Annotated in this window: 13 protein-coding genes and 1 other RNA gene; 5 read left to right on the forward strand and 9 right to left on the reverse strand. The window is 46.4% G+C overall.

The annotated features are described in order from the left end of the window. Positions 1-37 precede the first annotated feature (37 nt). The 5 genes from dapB to grpE form a co-directional block, all read right to left on the reverse strand. The gene (dapB, locus tag ACMXYT_RS15005; protein ID WP_415899368.1) at positions 38-844 is read right to left on the reverse strand and encodes a 4-hydroxy-tetrahydrodipicolinate reductase; all 807 of its coding nucleotides are present in this window, start codon (positions 842-844) and stop codon (positions 38-40) included. 14 nt (positions 845-858) lie between these two features. Further along, complete coding sequence (gene cysE, locus ACMXYT_RS15010) at positions 859-1,665, reverse strand: serine O-acetyltransferase (protein ID WP_415899369.1); 807 nt, start codon at positions 1,663-1,665, stop codon at positions 859-861. A 50-nt stretch (positions 1,666-1,715) separates the two neighbouring features. Further along, positions 1,716-2,849 (reverse strand): molecular chaperone DnaJ, encoded by a 1,134-nt coding sequence (gene dnaJ / locus ACMXYT_RS15015; RefSeq protein ID WP_415899370.1) that lies wholly within the window; start codon positions 2,847-2,849, stop codon positions 1,716-1,718. A 157-nt stretch (positions 2,850-3,006) separates the two neighbouring features. Further along, on the reverse strand, positions 3,007-4,938 hold the full coding sequence (dnaK, locus tag ACMXYT_RS15020) for a molecular chaperone DnaK (protein WP_415899371.1): 1,932 nt from the start codon (positions 4,936-4,938) through the stop codon (positions 3,007-3,009). Positions 4,939-5,086: 148 nt separating this feature from the next. Then, the gene (grpE, locus tag ACMXYT_RS15025; RefSeq protein WP_415899372.1) at positions 5,087-5,692 is read right to left on the reverse strand and encodes a nucleotide exchange factor GrpE; all 606 of its coding nucleotides are present in this window, start codon (positions 5,690-5,692) and stop codon (positions 5,087-5,089) included. Positions 5,693-5,891: 199 nt separating this feature from the next. On the opposite strand from grpE, the gene recN reads away from it, so the two are divergent. Then, entirely contained in the window at positions 5,892-7,556 is a 1,665-nt protein-coding gene (gene recN, locus ACMXYT_RS15030) for a DNA repair protein RecN (RefSeq protein WP_415899373.1), read from the forward strand. Between the two features lie 98 nt (positions 7,557-7,654). On the opposite strand, the gene fur is transcribed toward recN, so the two are convergent. Next, on the reverse strand, positions 7,655-8,077 hold the full coding sequence (gene fur / locus ACMXYT_RS15035; RefSeq protein ID WP_415882585.1) for a ferric iron uptake transcriptional regulator: 423 nt from the start codon (positions 8,075-8,077) through the stop codon (positions 7,655-7,657). A gap of 120 nt (positions 8,078-8,197) precedes the next feature. On the opposite strand from fur, the gene ACMXYT_RS15040 reads away from it, so the two are divergent. Beyond that, positions 8,198-8,539 (forward strand): outer membrane protein assembly factor BamE, encoded by a 342-nt coding sequence (locus tag ACMXYT_RS15040; protein WP_415882586.1) that lies wholly within the window; start codon positions 8,198-8,200, stop codon positions 8,537-8,539. A 24-nt stretch (positions 8,540-8,563) separates the two neighbouring features. On the opposite strand, the gene ACMXYT_RS15045 is transcribed toward ACMXYT_RS15040, so the two are convergent. The 3 genes from ACMXYT_RS15045 to ACMXYT_RS15055 are packed head-to-tail and all read right to left on the reverse strand — an operon-like array spanning position 8,564 to position 10,688. Beyond that, on the reverse strand, positions 8,564-8,860 hold the full coding sequence (locus ACMXYT_RS15045) for an RnfH family protein (protein WP_415882587.1): 297 nt from the start codon (positions 8,858-8,860) through the stop codon (positions 8,564-8,566). A gap of 14 nt (positions 8,861-8,874) precedes the next feature. Then, positions 8,875-9,306: a type II toxin-antitoxin system RatA family toxin gene (locus ACMXYT_RS15050; protein WP_415882588.1), complete on the reverse strand. Its 432-nt coding sequence runs from the start codon at positions 9,304-9,306 to the stop codon at positions 8,875-8,877. 17 nt (positions 9,307-9,323) lie between these two features. Next, positions 9,324-10,688 carry a sodium-dependent transporter gene (locus ACMXYT_RS15055; protein ID WP_415895265.1) on the reverse strand — a complete coding sequence of 455 codons (1,365 nt, stop codon included), beginning with the start codon at positions 10,686-10,688 and terminating at the stop codon, positions 9,324-9,326. Positions 10,689-10,962: 274 nt separating this feature from the next. Between ACMXYT_RS15055 and smpB the strand changes: the two genes are divergently transcribed. From smpB to ACMXYT_RS15070, 3 genes are all read left to right on the forward strand, one after another. Then, positions 10,963-11,436: an SsrA-binding protein SmpB gene (smpB, locus tag ACMXYT_RS15060; RefSeq protein ID WP_415886001.1), complete on the forward strand. Its 474-nt coding sequence runs from the start codon at positions 10,963-10,965 to the stop codon at positions 11,434-11,436. Between the two features lie 184 nt (positions 11,437-11,620). Beyond that, positions 11,621-11,980: a transfer-messenger RNA gene (gene ssrA, locus ACMXYT_RS15065) on the forward strand. A gap of 184 nt (positions 11,981-12,164) precedes the next feature. Then, a complete protein-coding gene (locus ACMXYT_RS15070) occupies positions 12,165-13,388 on the forward strand; it encodes a tyrosine-type recombinase/integrase (RefSeq protein WP_415911629.1) in 1,224 nt (407 codons plus the stop codon). The last annotated feature ends 15 nt before the right edge of the window (positions 13,389-13,403 follow it).

A 13,403-nucleotide genomic window follows, 5' to 3' on the forward strand; every position in this document is an offset into this window, starting at 1 on the left:
CGCTGATAAACAGCGGCTTTTTAAAGTAGATCTAAAACTATTTCAGACCAAGAATATCCTGCATATCGTATAGGCCATTCTCTTTACCTTCCAACCACTTACAAGCACGAACAGCGCCTTTAGCGAAAGTTAGACGGTTACTCGCTTTATGCGTGATCTCGATACGCTCACCTTCTGTACCAAATAGCACAGTGTGATCGCCTACGACATCACCAGCACGGATCGTTTCAAAACCGATCTCACCACGAGGACGCGCGCCTACCTGACCTTCACGGCCATAAACAGCGCACTCTTTAAGATCACGACCTAAGGCATCAGCAACCACTTCACCCATACGTAGTGCAGTTCCTGAAGGCGAATCCACTTTGTGACGGTGGTGAGCTTCGATCACTTCGATATCGTAATCATCGTTACCTAAAGCTTTAGCTGCGATCTCAAGCAGTTTGAAGCACAAGTTCACACCAACACTCATGTTTGGTGCAAATACAATGGCAACACTCTCAGCGGCTTTCTCTAGCACTGCTTTCTGCTCATCAGTAAGACCCGTCGTACCGATAACAACTTGCTTACCGTGAGTAGTACAGAAACGAACATTCTCTAGCGTGACTTCTGGTGCTGTAAAGTCGATTAGCACGTCAAAATCAGCAACCGCTTCATGCAAAGAACCAACAATCTTAACGCCTAGCTTACCAACACCTGCAACTTCACCGGCATCTGCGCCGATCAAAGAACTATCAGGCTCAACAATAGCTGCACCTAATTCAATGCCTTCAGCCATCTGTAGCGCTTCGATATTTGCTTTACCCATACGACCGGCTGCGCCAGTAACTGCTACTTTAATCATGTAAGTTTCCGCTCTTATTTGTTTTTGTCGTGAAGGATATTCTGGTCCATATCCAGTGCCGGTTTATCGCATTGAGGATGACCAACAGCACGGGCAGGTACGCCTACAACTGTTGTATGCCTTGGCACATCATCCAACACAACACTTCCACCACCTACTTTGGCACCTGCGCCCACTTCGATGTTACCGAAGATCTTGGCACCTGCCGCAATCATAACGCCTTCACGAATTTTCGGATGACGATCACCACAATCTTTACCTGTACCGCCTAAGGTTACAGATTGCAGGATAGAAACATCATTCTCGATCACGCTGGTTTCACCCACAACAATACCTGTTGCGTGATCAAACATTACGCCATGACCGATTTTAGCCGCAGGATGAATATCAACCTGCAACACACAACTAACTCTGCTCTGGATATAAAGCGCCATGCTCTTACGGCCTTTATTCCACATATAGTGAGCCACACGATACGCCTGAATTGCATGAAACCCCTTAAGGTACAGCAATACAGTCGCATATTTATCGATTGCAGGGTCTCGGGTACGAACCGCAGCTATATCTGCACACACAGCCTGTAAGATCTCTGGCGCTTCACGAAATACTTCTTCGATCACTAGACGAAAAGTTACTGCTGGCACTGCATCATCATGCAACTTGCGGCTCAACAGATAAGCCAAAGCAGAACACAAACTCTGATGACCTAAAATATTGGCGTGATAAAACCCCGCCAATACAGGCTCGTCAACTACTTCACGTTCGGCTTCTGCCGTAATTTCATCCCAAAGCCAAGTTGGGCATTCTGGATTCTGGCTCATGCCATCCCCATTCTTATAAAAATTTAAGGGGCAATAAATGCCCCTTAAAATTAGGTCATATCTTCAAAAAACTTTTTCACAGAATCAAAGAAGCCGTGCTTCTTCGGGCTGTGTTTATGCGTACCTTGTTCCATCTCGTCTTGGAACTCACGCAATAGTTCTTTCTGGCGACTGCTCAACTTAACCGGCGTTTCCACAACTACTTTAACCAGAAGATCTCCCGTAGATCCACCGCGAACAGGCGCTACACCCTTGCCACGTAGACGGAACATTTTTCCGGTCTGCGTTTCGGATGGTACTTTCAACTTAACACGACCATCAAGGGTTGGAACTTCTAGCTCACCGCCCAATGCTGCATCAACAAAGCTGATCGGCACTTCGCAGTATAAGTGTTTACCGTCACGCTCAAAGATCGGGTGATCTTTAACATGAACTTGTACATATAGATCGCCTGCTGGACCACCGTGAGTACCCGCTTCGCCTTCACCCGCTAGACGGATACGATCGCCTGTATCAACGCCCGCAGGGATCTTAACGTTAAGCGTCTTAGTCTTCTCTTTACGGCCATGACCATGACAGTCAGTACAAGGATCAGTAATGATCTTGCCTTCACCATGACAGGTTGGACAAGTCTGTTGTACCGAGAAGAAGCCCTGCTGCATACGAACCTGGCCTTGACCGCCACAAGTACCGCACACTTTTGCAGAAGTACCAGGCTTAGCACCAGAACCATCACAAGTTTCACACTCTACAAGCGTAGGAACTTTGATGCTCTTTTCTACACCACGAACCGCTTCTTCCAGCGTCATTTCCATGTTGTAGCGTAAGTCAGCGCCACGTTGTACCGAGCTACGGCCACCGCGACCACCGCCGCCACCGAAAATATCGCCAAATACATCGCCAAAGATATCAGAGAAGTTACCGTCGAAGCCGCCACCGTGACCACCACGCATGTTCGGATCAACACCGGCATGACCGTATTGATCGTACGCAGCTTTCTTCTGAGCGTCAGATAACACTTCGTAAGCTTCGTTTACTTCTTTGAACTTATCTTCTGCTTCCTTATCGTCCGGGTTACGGTCCGGATGATATTTCATCGCCATACGGCGGAAAGCTTTCTTGATATCGCGATCAGATGAACCCTTAGATACACCCAATACTTCGTAATAATCTCGTTTTGACATGGTCACTACACTATACAGTCACAACACTGTTTTCGGCTTTAAGCCGGATATGACAACGCGGGCATAGAGCCCGCGGTGCCGAGTAATTCGACTTTGCAGCATCAAGAAACACTGCAAAGTTCTACGCTTAGTTAGCTTGATTCAGCTAAAAGGCGACTTATTTTTTGTCGTCTTTAACTTCTTCGAACTCAGCGTCTACTGCATCATCGTTACCGCCAGCTTGTTGCTGTTCAGCACCGCCTGCGCCTTGCTCAGCTTCAGCTTGCTGTGCAGCTTCTGCGTACATCTTCTGAGCAACACCAGAGATCGCTTCAGTAAGTGCAGTAGTTTTAGCTTCGATAGCGTCTTTGTCGTCGCCTTTAAGCGCTTCTTCAAGCTCAGCAGTTGCTGCTTCAACAGCTGCTTTCTCTTCGTCAGTCGCTTTGTCGCCCGCTTCTTCCATTGTCTTCTTAGCAGAGTGAACCATCGCGTCACCCTGGTTACGCGCAGTAGTCAGCTCTTCAAACTTCTTATCTTCTTCAGCGTGAGCTTCTGCATCGCTTACCATCTGCTCGATCTCGTCATCGCTCAGACCTGAAGATGCTTTGATTACGATAGACTGTTGTTTGCCAGTCGCTTTATCCTGTGCAGATACGTTCAGGATACCGTTAGCATCAAGGTCGAAAGTTACTTCGATCTGAGGCACACCGCGTGGTGCTGGTGGGATCTCAGCCAAGTCGAAACGACCTAGAGATTTGTTCTGTGCCGCTTGCTTACGCTCACCCTGTACAACGTGAATTGTTACAGCGTTCTGGTTGTCGTCTGCAGTAGAAAAGATCTGAGACTTCTTAGTTGGGATAGTCGTGTTCTTCTCGATTACTGGAGTAGCTACGCCACCCATAGTTTCGATACCAAGCGTTAGAGGCGTTACGTCTAGAAGTAGAACGTCTTTAACGTCACCAGCTAGTACCGCACCTTGGATCGCTGCACCCATTGCTACAGCTTCATCAGGGTTAACGTCTTTACGTGCTTCTTTACCGAAGAATTCAGCAACTTTTTCCTGAACCATTGGCATACGAGTCTGACCACCAACCAAGATAACTTCGTCGATTTCAGATGCGCTTAGATCAGAATCTTGTAGAGCGATCTTACATGGCTCTAGAGAGCGCTGAACTAGCTCTTCTACTAGAGACTCAAGCTTCGCACGAGTGATCTTAACGTTAAGGTGTTTTGGACCTGTTGCATCAGCAGTGATGTAAGGTAGGTTAACGTCAGTCTGCTGTGCAGAAGATAGTTCTACTTTAGCTTTCTCAGCACCTTCTTTTAGACGCTGAAGCGCTAGTGGATCGTTGTGTAGATCGATACCAGTGTCTTTCTTGAACTCATCAGCCAAGAACTCGATCAAACGTAGGTCAAAGTCTTCACCACCAAGGAACGTATCACCGTTAGTAGAAAGTACTTCGAACTGGTGCTCGCCATCTACTTCAGCGATCTCGATGATAGAGATATCGAAAGTACCACCACCTAGGTCATATACAGCGATAGTTTTGTCGCCTTTAGACTTGTCCATGCCGTATGCAAGAGCAGCAGCAGTTGGCTCGTTGATGATACGCTTAACTTCTAGACCAGCAATTTTACCCGCATCTTTAGTCGCCTGACGCTGAGCATCGTTGAAGTATGCTGGTACAGTTACAACGGCTTCAGTTACTGTCTCGCCTAGGTAGTCTTCTGCAGTTTTCTTCATCTTCTTCAGAATCTCTGCAGAGATCTGAGGTGCAGCAAGCTTGTCGCCCTTAACTTCTACCCAAGCATCACCGTTGTCAGCTTCAACGATTTTGTATGGCACCATTTTGATGTCTTTCTGAACAACATCATCTTTGAAACGACGGCCGATAAGACGCTTGATAGCAAATAGCGTGTTGTCTGGGTTAGTAACCGCCTGACGTTTTGCAGGCTGACCGACTAAGATTTCACCTTCATCAGCGTAAGCAATGATGGAAGGCGTTGTGCGATCGCCTTCAGCGTTTTCGATAACTTTAGCGCTGTCGCCATCTAGGATAGAAACACAAGAGTTTGTAGTTCCTAAGTCAATACCGATGATTTTACCCATTTGTATCTGCTCCAATTCTTTCTAAGCTGCCCGTTCTGACGGACAGTGATTAATTCTATAATTGACTTACTAGTCAGTATGAAATCTATATAAGTACGTTTTGCAGGGTTTCAAGGCCGAAACCAAAATTAAATTTACCTAACGTACCTTAAGCTTTAGCCACAACAACCATCGCAGGGCGCACTAGGCGGCCGTGCAATGTGTAACCTTTCTGCATTACTGCAATAACTGTATTTGGCTTCGCATCTGGTGACTCAACCATAGACATTGCTTGGTGTAGTGCCGGATCAAATGCTTCTCCTTGAGGATTAACCTGTTCCATCTGGAATTTAGCCAGACCCGAGAGGAACATGTTCATAGTCATCTCAACGCCTTCTTTCATCGGCTTAACCGCTTCGTCATCACCGAAGGCTTCAATAGCGCGCTCTAGGCTATCGACGATTGGCAACATTTCGTTGGCAAACTTCTCTACGCCAAATTTGTGCGCCTTTTCTACATCCTGTTCAGCACGACGACGAACATTCTGAGCATCAGCCTGAACACGTAGCATCTGATCCTTTAGCGTCTCAACCTCAGCTACTGCTGCAGCTAGATCAGCTGCCAATTTATCCGCATCCTGAGCAGTCTCTTCTGCAGCAACCTGTTCCGCTTCACCTTGTTCAGCGTTTTCTTCTTGCGCTTCTTCCGCTGCTACAACCTCTTCTGGCTGCTCAACTTTCTGCTCTTCTACTGGGTTCAGTTCTTCGTTTGCCATTGTGCTCTCCAGCCAGCCCATTCAATAAACTCGAGGGCGTCTGTTGGGTGTTAATATCAATTGCTCTTGAATATGGGGACAAAGAGATCGCTTTCAACAGATAAATTCGATTTTTTTACGCTAATTTCAGATAAAGATTGCATCCGATCAAAATATGACTTATACAGAAACCACTGTATAAAAACACATGTATTTTATTATGCTGAATCAATTATCTATTTGTGACTTTGCCATTGTTGATCACCTTGATCTAGAACTAAGCCAAGGCATGACCGTAGTCAGCGGTGAAACAGGTGCGGGTAAATCGATTATGCTCGACGCCCTAGGCCTAGCCTTAGGTAACCGCGCAGAGAGCGGTGCCGTACGTCAAGGCGCTGAGAAAGCCGACATCACAGCAAGCTTCAACATAGATAGCATCCCTGAAGCCTCTCAGTGGCTATCAGAGAATGATTTAGACAATGACGGTGAATGCATACTGCGTAGAGTGATCACTAAAGAGGGGCGCTCACGCTGCTATATCAATGGTCGCCCATCGCCTGCCAGCTTAGTCAAAAACCTTGGCGAGCTACTGATTGCTATTCATGGTCAACATGAACACCAACGCTTACTGAAAAAAGATCATCACCGAACACTACTCGATAATTTTGCCGGACAGGCCAAACTCGTCAGCCAAGTTCACAGTAGCTACCAGCAATGGCATAAGCTCGATAGCGAACTGAAACGTCTCTCTGAGCAAAGCGCCGAACAAACAGCACGAGTGCAGCTATTAAGCTATCAGATTGAAGAGTTAGACCAGCTCGCCTTAACCGATGGCGAACTAAAGCAACTGGAAGAAGAGCAAAAAACCTTAGCCAATGCCGAGAGCATTCTGAACACAGGCCACCAGCTGATCAATCTAGCCAGCGATAGCGATGACGCCAATTGCGTACAACAATTGAATCACTGCCTGCAGCTTCTATCTGAAATCCAATCAGAATCCCCTTCAGTTCGACAAGCCAACGAGATGCTGAACTCGGCATTGATCCAAGTTGAAGAAGCTAGCAACGAGATCCGCCATTACATGGATCGCGTCAATGTCGATCCAAGCAGACAACAAGATGTCGAAGAACGCCTATCAACAATTTACGAGATTGCACGTAAGCATCGCATCAACCCAGACGAGCTATGCGAATTCCATCAATCGCTTAGCCAAGAGCTATCCAGCCTAAGTCGCTCTGACGAAGAGTTAGAGCAACTCGCCCTTGACGTTGAGAGCGCCAAAACTGAATACCTCGCTTACGCTAACAAGTTAAGTACCAAACGCTCAGCCTCCGCTAAAAAATTAGGCAAATTAGTCGATCAGCAACTGCATAATTTAGGCATGCCATCTGCGCAGATGTCTGTTGCATTAACCGCTTTAGAAAAACCAAGTCTGAACGGTTTGGAAGAAGTAGAGTTCCTGATTATTACCAATGCAGGCCAACCACCAAAACCATTAGGCAAAATCGCATCCGGTGGTGAGCTATCACGTATCAGTCTTGCTATCCAAGTGATCACAGCACAAACCTCCACCACTTCGACACTAATCTTTGATGAAGTCGATGTAGGTATTGGTGGTGCGATTGCGGAAGTCGTGGGTCGCCTGCTAAGACAACTGGGTGAAAAAGCACAAATTCTATGTGTAACTCATCAGCCGCAAGTCGCGAGCCAAGGCCATCAACATCTATTTGTGAGTAAACAGACGGATAAAAAGACCACTCACACGCAGATCAATCAACTCTGCGCGGACAGTCGTGTTCAAGAAGTTGCACGTATGCTGGGCGGGATCGATATTACAGAGCGATCTATTGAGCATGCTAAAGAGATGCTTGCTCAAGCAAGCTAGACCTCAAGCCCCATACACATAGTTTTTGGAAGGGTATTCCATACACTAAAAAACCCGCTAGTAGCGGGCTTTTTAGTTGTCACCAGAGCAAGTACTGCTTATTTTTCGTCTGCGTCTTTGTGAACGCCGTACAGGTAAATAGTACGATCAGTCACAGTAAAGCCCATAGACTCAGCGATCTCGTTTAGAAGCGCATTCAAACGTGGATCGTTAAATTCTTTTACGATGCCACTTTTTACGCAAACAATGTGATCGTGTTCTTCATCACGCGCCAATTCAAATACAGAGTGACCACCTTCGAAGTGGTGACGCGTTACTAGACCAGCCGCTTCAAACTGAGTTAGTACACGGTAAACCGTTGCCAAACCAACATCTTCACCTTTTTCCATCAGCAACTTATAAATATCTTCAGCACTGAAGTGATCGCCTTCACCAGCCTGTTCTAGGATCTGATAAATTTTTACGCGAGGCAAAGTAACCTTCAGGCCTGCTTTTCTTAGTTCCTGATTTTCAAGTGACATAGTTATCTATTCTCTAAGCTGTTGGTGATTACATAATCATGCGGAAGCTGAATTGCTTGTTCAATAGCGCACGAAACTTTATTATCCGCATTTACGCACAATAGTGGAAGCAAAATTCTGATGCAAAAACTACTAATTGCTACAACTTTTACTGTAGCACTGACTCTGACCGGTTGTTCTGGTTTCCCAGGTGTATATAAATTCGACATCCCGCAGGGCAATGTTGTTACTCAAGAGATGGTAGATCAGCTGCGCCCTGGCATGAGCCAAAGCCAAGTGCGCTTCATCATGGGTTCACCATTAATCACTGATACCTTCCACGAAGGCCGTTGGGACTACCTATACACAAAGAAAAGTGGTGAAGATGGCAGCTATAGCAAAGAACGCATCTCTCTATACTTTACAGATGGCAAGCTAAATGCCTTAAATGGTGACTTCCGTCCAGGTGGTAAGCGTAGCTAAACCTTAGCTACGCAGGCGTGCAGCTTATTCAGCTTCTTTCTTTGCTTTCACCTTAGCTGCGCGCTTAGCCCTTGCTTCCTTCGGATCAGCAATTAAAGGGCGATAAATCTCAACACGCTGACCTTCCCGCAAAATTGTCTCTTTAGGGTTCTTGATTGCTTTAGCAAAGATACCCATAGGATCATTCTCAGGATCGATCTGTGGATAAAGCTCCACAATGCCAGACTGGATAACCGCATCATAAGCAGTGCAATCATCAGCCACAGTCAAAGCTATGATTTTTTGCTCTGTAGGAAGGGCATAAGCGACTTCAACATTCATAGTGACACTTTCTCTTAAACGTATACTTGATCTGCGCGGGTTACGAAGGCATCAACCATAGTCGTTGCAACTTGATTAAAAACCTTACTCATCGCCATAGAAGCAATTTTACCCGAGAACTCAAACTGTAAGCTTAAGCTTACTTTACACGCTTCATCACTAAGCGGTTTGAAATCCCACACACCACTCAAGCGGGAAAAGGGCCCCTCTTCCAATTCAAGTGTCATGCTTACAGGGCGGTTAAGCTGATTTCGAGTGGTAAAGCTATATTTCAAGCCACCTTTAGAAAGGAACAAAGTCGCAACCAACTCATCGTCAGTGCGACTTATAATCTCGGTGCTAGCGCACCAGGGCAAAAACTCAGGATATCGTTCTACATCATTTATAAGATCAAACATCTCTTCTGCAGTGTGCAATACCAATGCACTGCGATCTACCTGAGTCATGCCTTTTTTTCATTCCTTTACTTCAACTTCTCAACAAGGTTGAGAATAAAGATTACAGCTACCGCTACTGGCGATACATATCGCAGCGCAATATACCATGCATTGAACAGTAAAGGAGAGGAGATTGCCAATTCATCTTCAGCCATTTTACGAGTTACAAACCAACCCGCGAAGATTGCGATGAACAATCCACCCAATGGCAACATGACATTAGCCGTCATAAAGTCTAGGAAATCAAAGACATTGAAGCCCATCATCTTGAAGTCGGAGATGAAGTTGAAAGAACCTAGCGCAGCAATACCTAAGCCCCAAACAACAAGGCCTAGCGCGATACACGCAGGAACACGGCTCCAGCCAAACTTCTCTACCAACCAAGCAGCTGCTGGTTCGATTAGAGAGATAGCTGAAGTCCAAGCAGCAATACCTACAAGCAAGAAGAATACGAAACCAAAGATCTGACCGCCAGGCATCTGACCGAAAGCAACAGGCAGCGTTACAAACATCAGACCAGGACCCGCACCAGGATCCATACCGTTAGCAAATACGATCGGGAAGATAACCAAACCAGCAATCAAAGCAACGATAGTATCCATTGCCGCAATTGTGATTACAGAACCACCGATAGAGGTCTTCTTAGGCATGTATGAACCGTACGCCATGATCGCACCCATACCCAGAGATAGGGTGAAGAAAGAGTGACCTAACGCGATCAATACAGCATTCCAACTCAGCTCCGAGAAGTCGAAGTGGAATAGGAAATCAAAACCTTGAGAGAAGCCTTCTGTCTGCATGGAGTAACCAAGCATGATCAATAGAAGGATAAATAGCGCAGGCATCAATAGCTTAACAGCGTTCTCAAGACCTTTCTTAACGCCACCAACGATAACCACCATTACCATTGCAACAAAGATCGTATGCCAGATCAGCAATGTCTGAGGGTCAGCTAGCAAGTCATTGAAGACCTTACCCGCATCATCACTACCAATAGAGATGAAATCGCCAGTACCCATACCAGCAATGTAATAAAGCACCCAACCCGCAACTACAGAGTAGAACGAGAAGATCATAAAGCCGGCTAGAACACCCATCCAACCAACAAATGACCATTTCCCTGAATGATTGGCTTCTATCGCCACATCCTTCATAGCATTGATAGGACTTTGTCTACCACGTCGACCGATGAAGACCTCTGCCATCATGATTGGAACACCAACCATCAAGATACAGACAAGGTATACCAGTACGAACGCACCGCCACCATTTTCGCCCGCAATATATGGGAACTTCCAAATATTACCTAAGCCAACTGCCGAACCAGTGGCCGCCAAAATAAAGATCCAACGAGATGCCCAAGCACCGTGGATAGACTTCTTTTCCTGCATGAACTGCTACTCTTCTGGGGGGTTAGTCGCGAAAAAACGCAAATTCTTTCACTTTTTACTTATTAAGTACATCGTTGACTGCTCAAAAAGTGCACACCCCGCTAGCTCCCCAGAACTTTAGGGATTTCCCCTGTTTTAGATAGCAAAAACAGAGCTTTTTATTGTGCAGATTGCACATTCAGAACTTTGTAGAAGTAGATGAACAAATAGAAATAGTTTTCCCTGATTGCAAGGCGCTTTCCCTTAGCAAGCCTGATCTATATAATCGCCCGCCATGGCCAAGAAAAAGAAAGCCCCATCGGGCAACACAATTTGTCAAAACAAAAGAGCACGTCACGAATACCTAATTTCGGATAAATTCGAAGCAGGTCTCGTTCTGACTGGCTGGGAAGTAAAAAGCCTACGCGAAGGACGCGCGCAACTGGTGGAATCCTACGTGGTGATCCACAAAGGCGAAGCTTGGTTAGTTGGTGCACACTTCACTCCGCTGAAAACAGCCTGCACCCACGTAGTCGCAGATCCGACCCGTGATCGTAAATTGCTACTTAACCATCGCGAACTAGTAAAGATCATCAACGCGACTGAAGCTAAAGGCTTCACTTGTGTAGCACTCTCCCTTTACTGGAAAGGCAATCGCATCAAATGCGAAATTGCGCTAGCCAAAGGTAAGAAGCAACACGATAAACGCGCCGCAGATAAAGACAAAGACTGGGCTCGTCAGAAACAACGCCTTATGGCAGCTAAATAGCTGCCATAGCACAACCTCTCCCCCCCCTTCTTTACCGACCTCTCTTTCCATCGCAGCAGCGTATTACAACCCCTTTTTAGTTTCTCCAACAAAGCCCCAAAGGAACTTACACAAAAAAATTGGGTCGAAGCTTCACAATCTACTCGTCTATATCCAACACAATAGGTATAATCGCGAGCTATCTGGGGATGACTTGGCTTCGACGCTGATTACAAAACCTTAGGTGCATGTCGAGAATGTAGTGAATCTCGTAAATCCCTCACTACACAGTTATAGTTGCTAACGACGATAACTACGCTCTAGCTGCATAAGTCAGCTTGTGCCGCTCCTTCAGGTGTCTGTAACTAAAGGATTTTGCGGTATCATTCGAGACAGAATCGCCCGGATGCTTCGCCTTAAGCTGAACGGCTAAAACTTAAAAAGGCTCGCCCATAACACCCTGGCTCTCGGGTCGTGACGGGTTAACTCAATAGAGAAGCCTAAACATGTAGATCTTGAGGCGGAGGATTGACGGACGCGGGTTCGACCCCCGCCATCTCCACCAAACACAAATCCTGTGACTTCCTAACAGGTCCCGCAGGCCTTGAAATACCAAGGCTTGCGGTCTACTCTCTATTCCAGTGACTTCCAACAAGTTTATTGAAAGCCCCCACTTAACTGGGGCTTTATCGGGGGCCTTTACCCATCACCAAAACCAAGGCCCCCAATTACAGCTAAAGGAGTATGCTGTGCCACTGACGGATAGAACCATCAAATCTGCTAAACCCAGAGAGAAGGACTACAAACTCTCGGATGAGAAAGGAATGTATTTACTCATCAAGAAAAGTGGTTCTAAACTCTTCTACTTGAAATACAGGTTTAATGGCAAAGAGAAAAAATTAGCATTTGGCCCCTACCCTGACGTCACTCTCCAAAAAGCGAGAGAGAAGAGGGACGAGGCCAGAAGACTGCTATTAGATGGCATAGACCCTTCAGCCCACAAAAAATCTCAGAAAGCCTCAGAAAAACTTAAAACAGCCAATTCATTCCAATCGATTGCGCTGGAGTGGTTTAACACCCACCAAAGCGACAAAACCCCTGGATATCAGAAAAGAGTATTACGAGCGCTGGAACACGATCTATTCACCTCAATCGGTGACACTCCCATAACCGAAATAACAGCCCCTATGCTGCTAAATGCCCTGAGAAAAGTGGAAGACCGAGGTGCAATAGAAACAGCCCATAGAGACAAACAAATTGCCGGACAAGTTTTCAGGTTCGCTATCGCGACTGGAAGGGCTGAGCGGGATCCCACTCCAGACCTTAAAGGAGCTCTTAAACCAGCACCTACCAAACACTTTGCAGCGATCACTACCCCAAAAGAAGCTGGACGGTTAATGACTGCCATAGATCAGTTCGAAGGGACCCCTGTAGTTTCTGCAGCCCTAAAATTGTCAGCCCTCTTCTTCTGCCGTCCTGGAGAGCTAAGACACCTGAAATGGTCCGATATTAATCACGAAGAATTACGCATAGAGCTGGTGGCCGAGAAAACCCACCAGCAGCATATAATCCCTCTGAGCAGTCAGGCCCTAGCCATACTGAAAGAACTACACGCCCTGACAGGACGAGGCGAATATATTTTCCCATCAGCTCGAGGCCGAAGCCGGTGCATGTCGGAAAATGCTATCAGGGTAGCTCTCAGGACCATGGGGTACGATAACGAAACTATGACCCCGCACGGTTTTAGAGCAATGGCTAGAACCCTCTTAGATGAGCAGCTTAACTATCGGGTAGAGTGGATAGAACAGCAGCTAGCCCACGCCGTTAAGGATGCTAACGGTAGAGCCTATAACAGAACTAAGCACCTCGCCCAGCGTACTGAAATGATGCAGCACTGGGCAGATTATTTAGACCAACTTAAAGCCCAGGCATTAACTGGGAATGTTATAACCGCTAACTTTGGGCAAAACTAATACCCAACACTCATT

Origin of the sequence: Neptuniibacter sp. QD37_11, from assembly GCF_047778105.1 — a bacterium.
GTDB lineage: Bacteria > Pseudomonadota > Gammaproteobacteria > Pseudomonadales > Balneatricaceae > Neptuniibacter.

Coding starts and splice junctions, on each gene's coding strand:
- dapB (WP_415899368.1), bottom strand. CDS start 844: ATGATTAAAGTAGCAGTTACTGGCGCAGCCGGTCGTATGGGTAAAGCA.
- cysE (WP_415899369.1), bottom strand. CDS start 1,665: ATGAGCCAGAATCCAGAATGCCCAACTTGGCTTTGGGATGAAATTACG.
- dnaJ (WP_415899370.1), bottom strand. CDS start 2,849: ATGTCAAAACGAGATTATTACGAAGTATTGGGTGTATCTAAGGGTTCA.
- dnaK (WP_415899371.1), bottom strand. CDS start 4,938: ATGGGTAAAATCATCGGTATTGACTTAGGAACTACAAACTCTTGTGTT.
- grpE (WP_415899372.1), bottom strand. CDS start 5,692: ATGGCAAACGAAGAACTGAACCCAGTAGAAGAGCAGAAAGTTGAGCAG.
- recN (WP_415899373.1), top strand. CDS start 5,892: ATGCTGAATCAATTATCTATTTGTGACTTTGCCATTGTTGATCACCTT.
- fur (WP_415882585.1), bottom strand. CDS start 8,077: ATGTCACTTGAAAATCAGGAACTAAGAAAAGCAGGCCTGAAGGTTACT.
- ACMXYT_RS15040 (WP_415882586.1), top strand. CDS start 8,198: ATGCAAAAACTACTAATTGCTACAACTTTTACTGTAGCACTGACTCTG.
- ACMXYT_RS15045 (WP_415882587.1), bottom strand. CDS start 8,860: ATGAATGTTGAAGTCGCTTATGCCCTTCCTACAGAGCAAAAAATCATA.
- ACMXYT_RS15050 (WP_415882588.1), bottom strand. CDS start 9,306: ATGACTCAGGTAGATCGCAGTGCATTGGTATTGCACACTGCAGAAGAG.
- ACMXYT_RS15055 (WP_415895265.1), bottom strand. CDS start 10,688: ATGCAGGAAAAGAAGTCTATCCACGGTGCTTGGGCATCTCGTTGGATC.
- smpB (WP_415886001.1), top strand. CDS start 10,963: ATGGCCAAGAAAAAGAAAGCCCCATCGGGCAACACAATTTGTCAAAAC.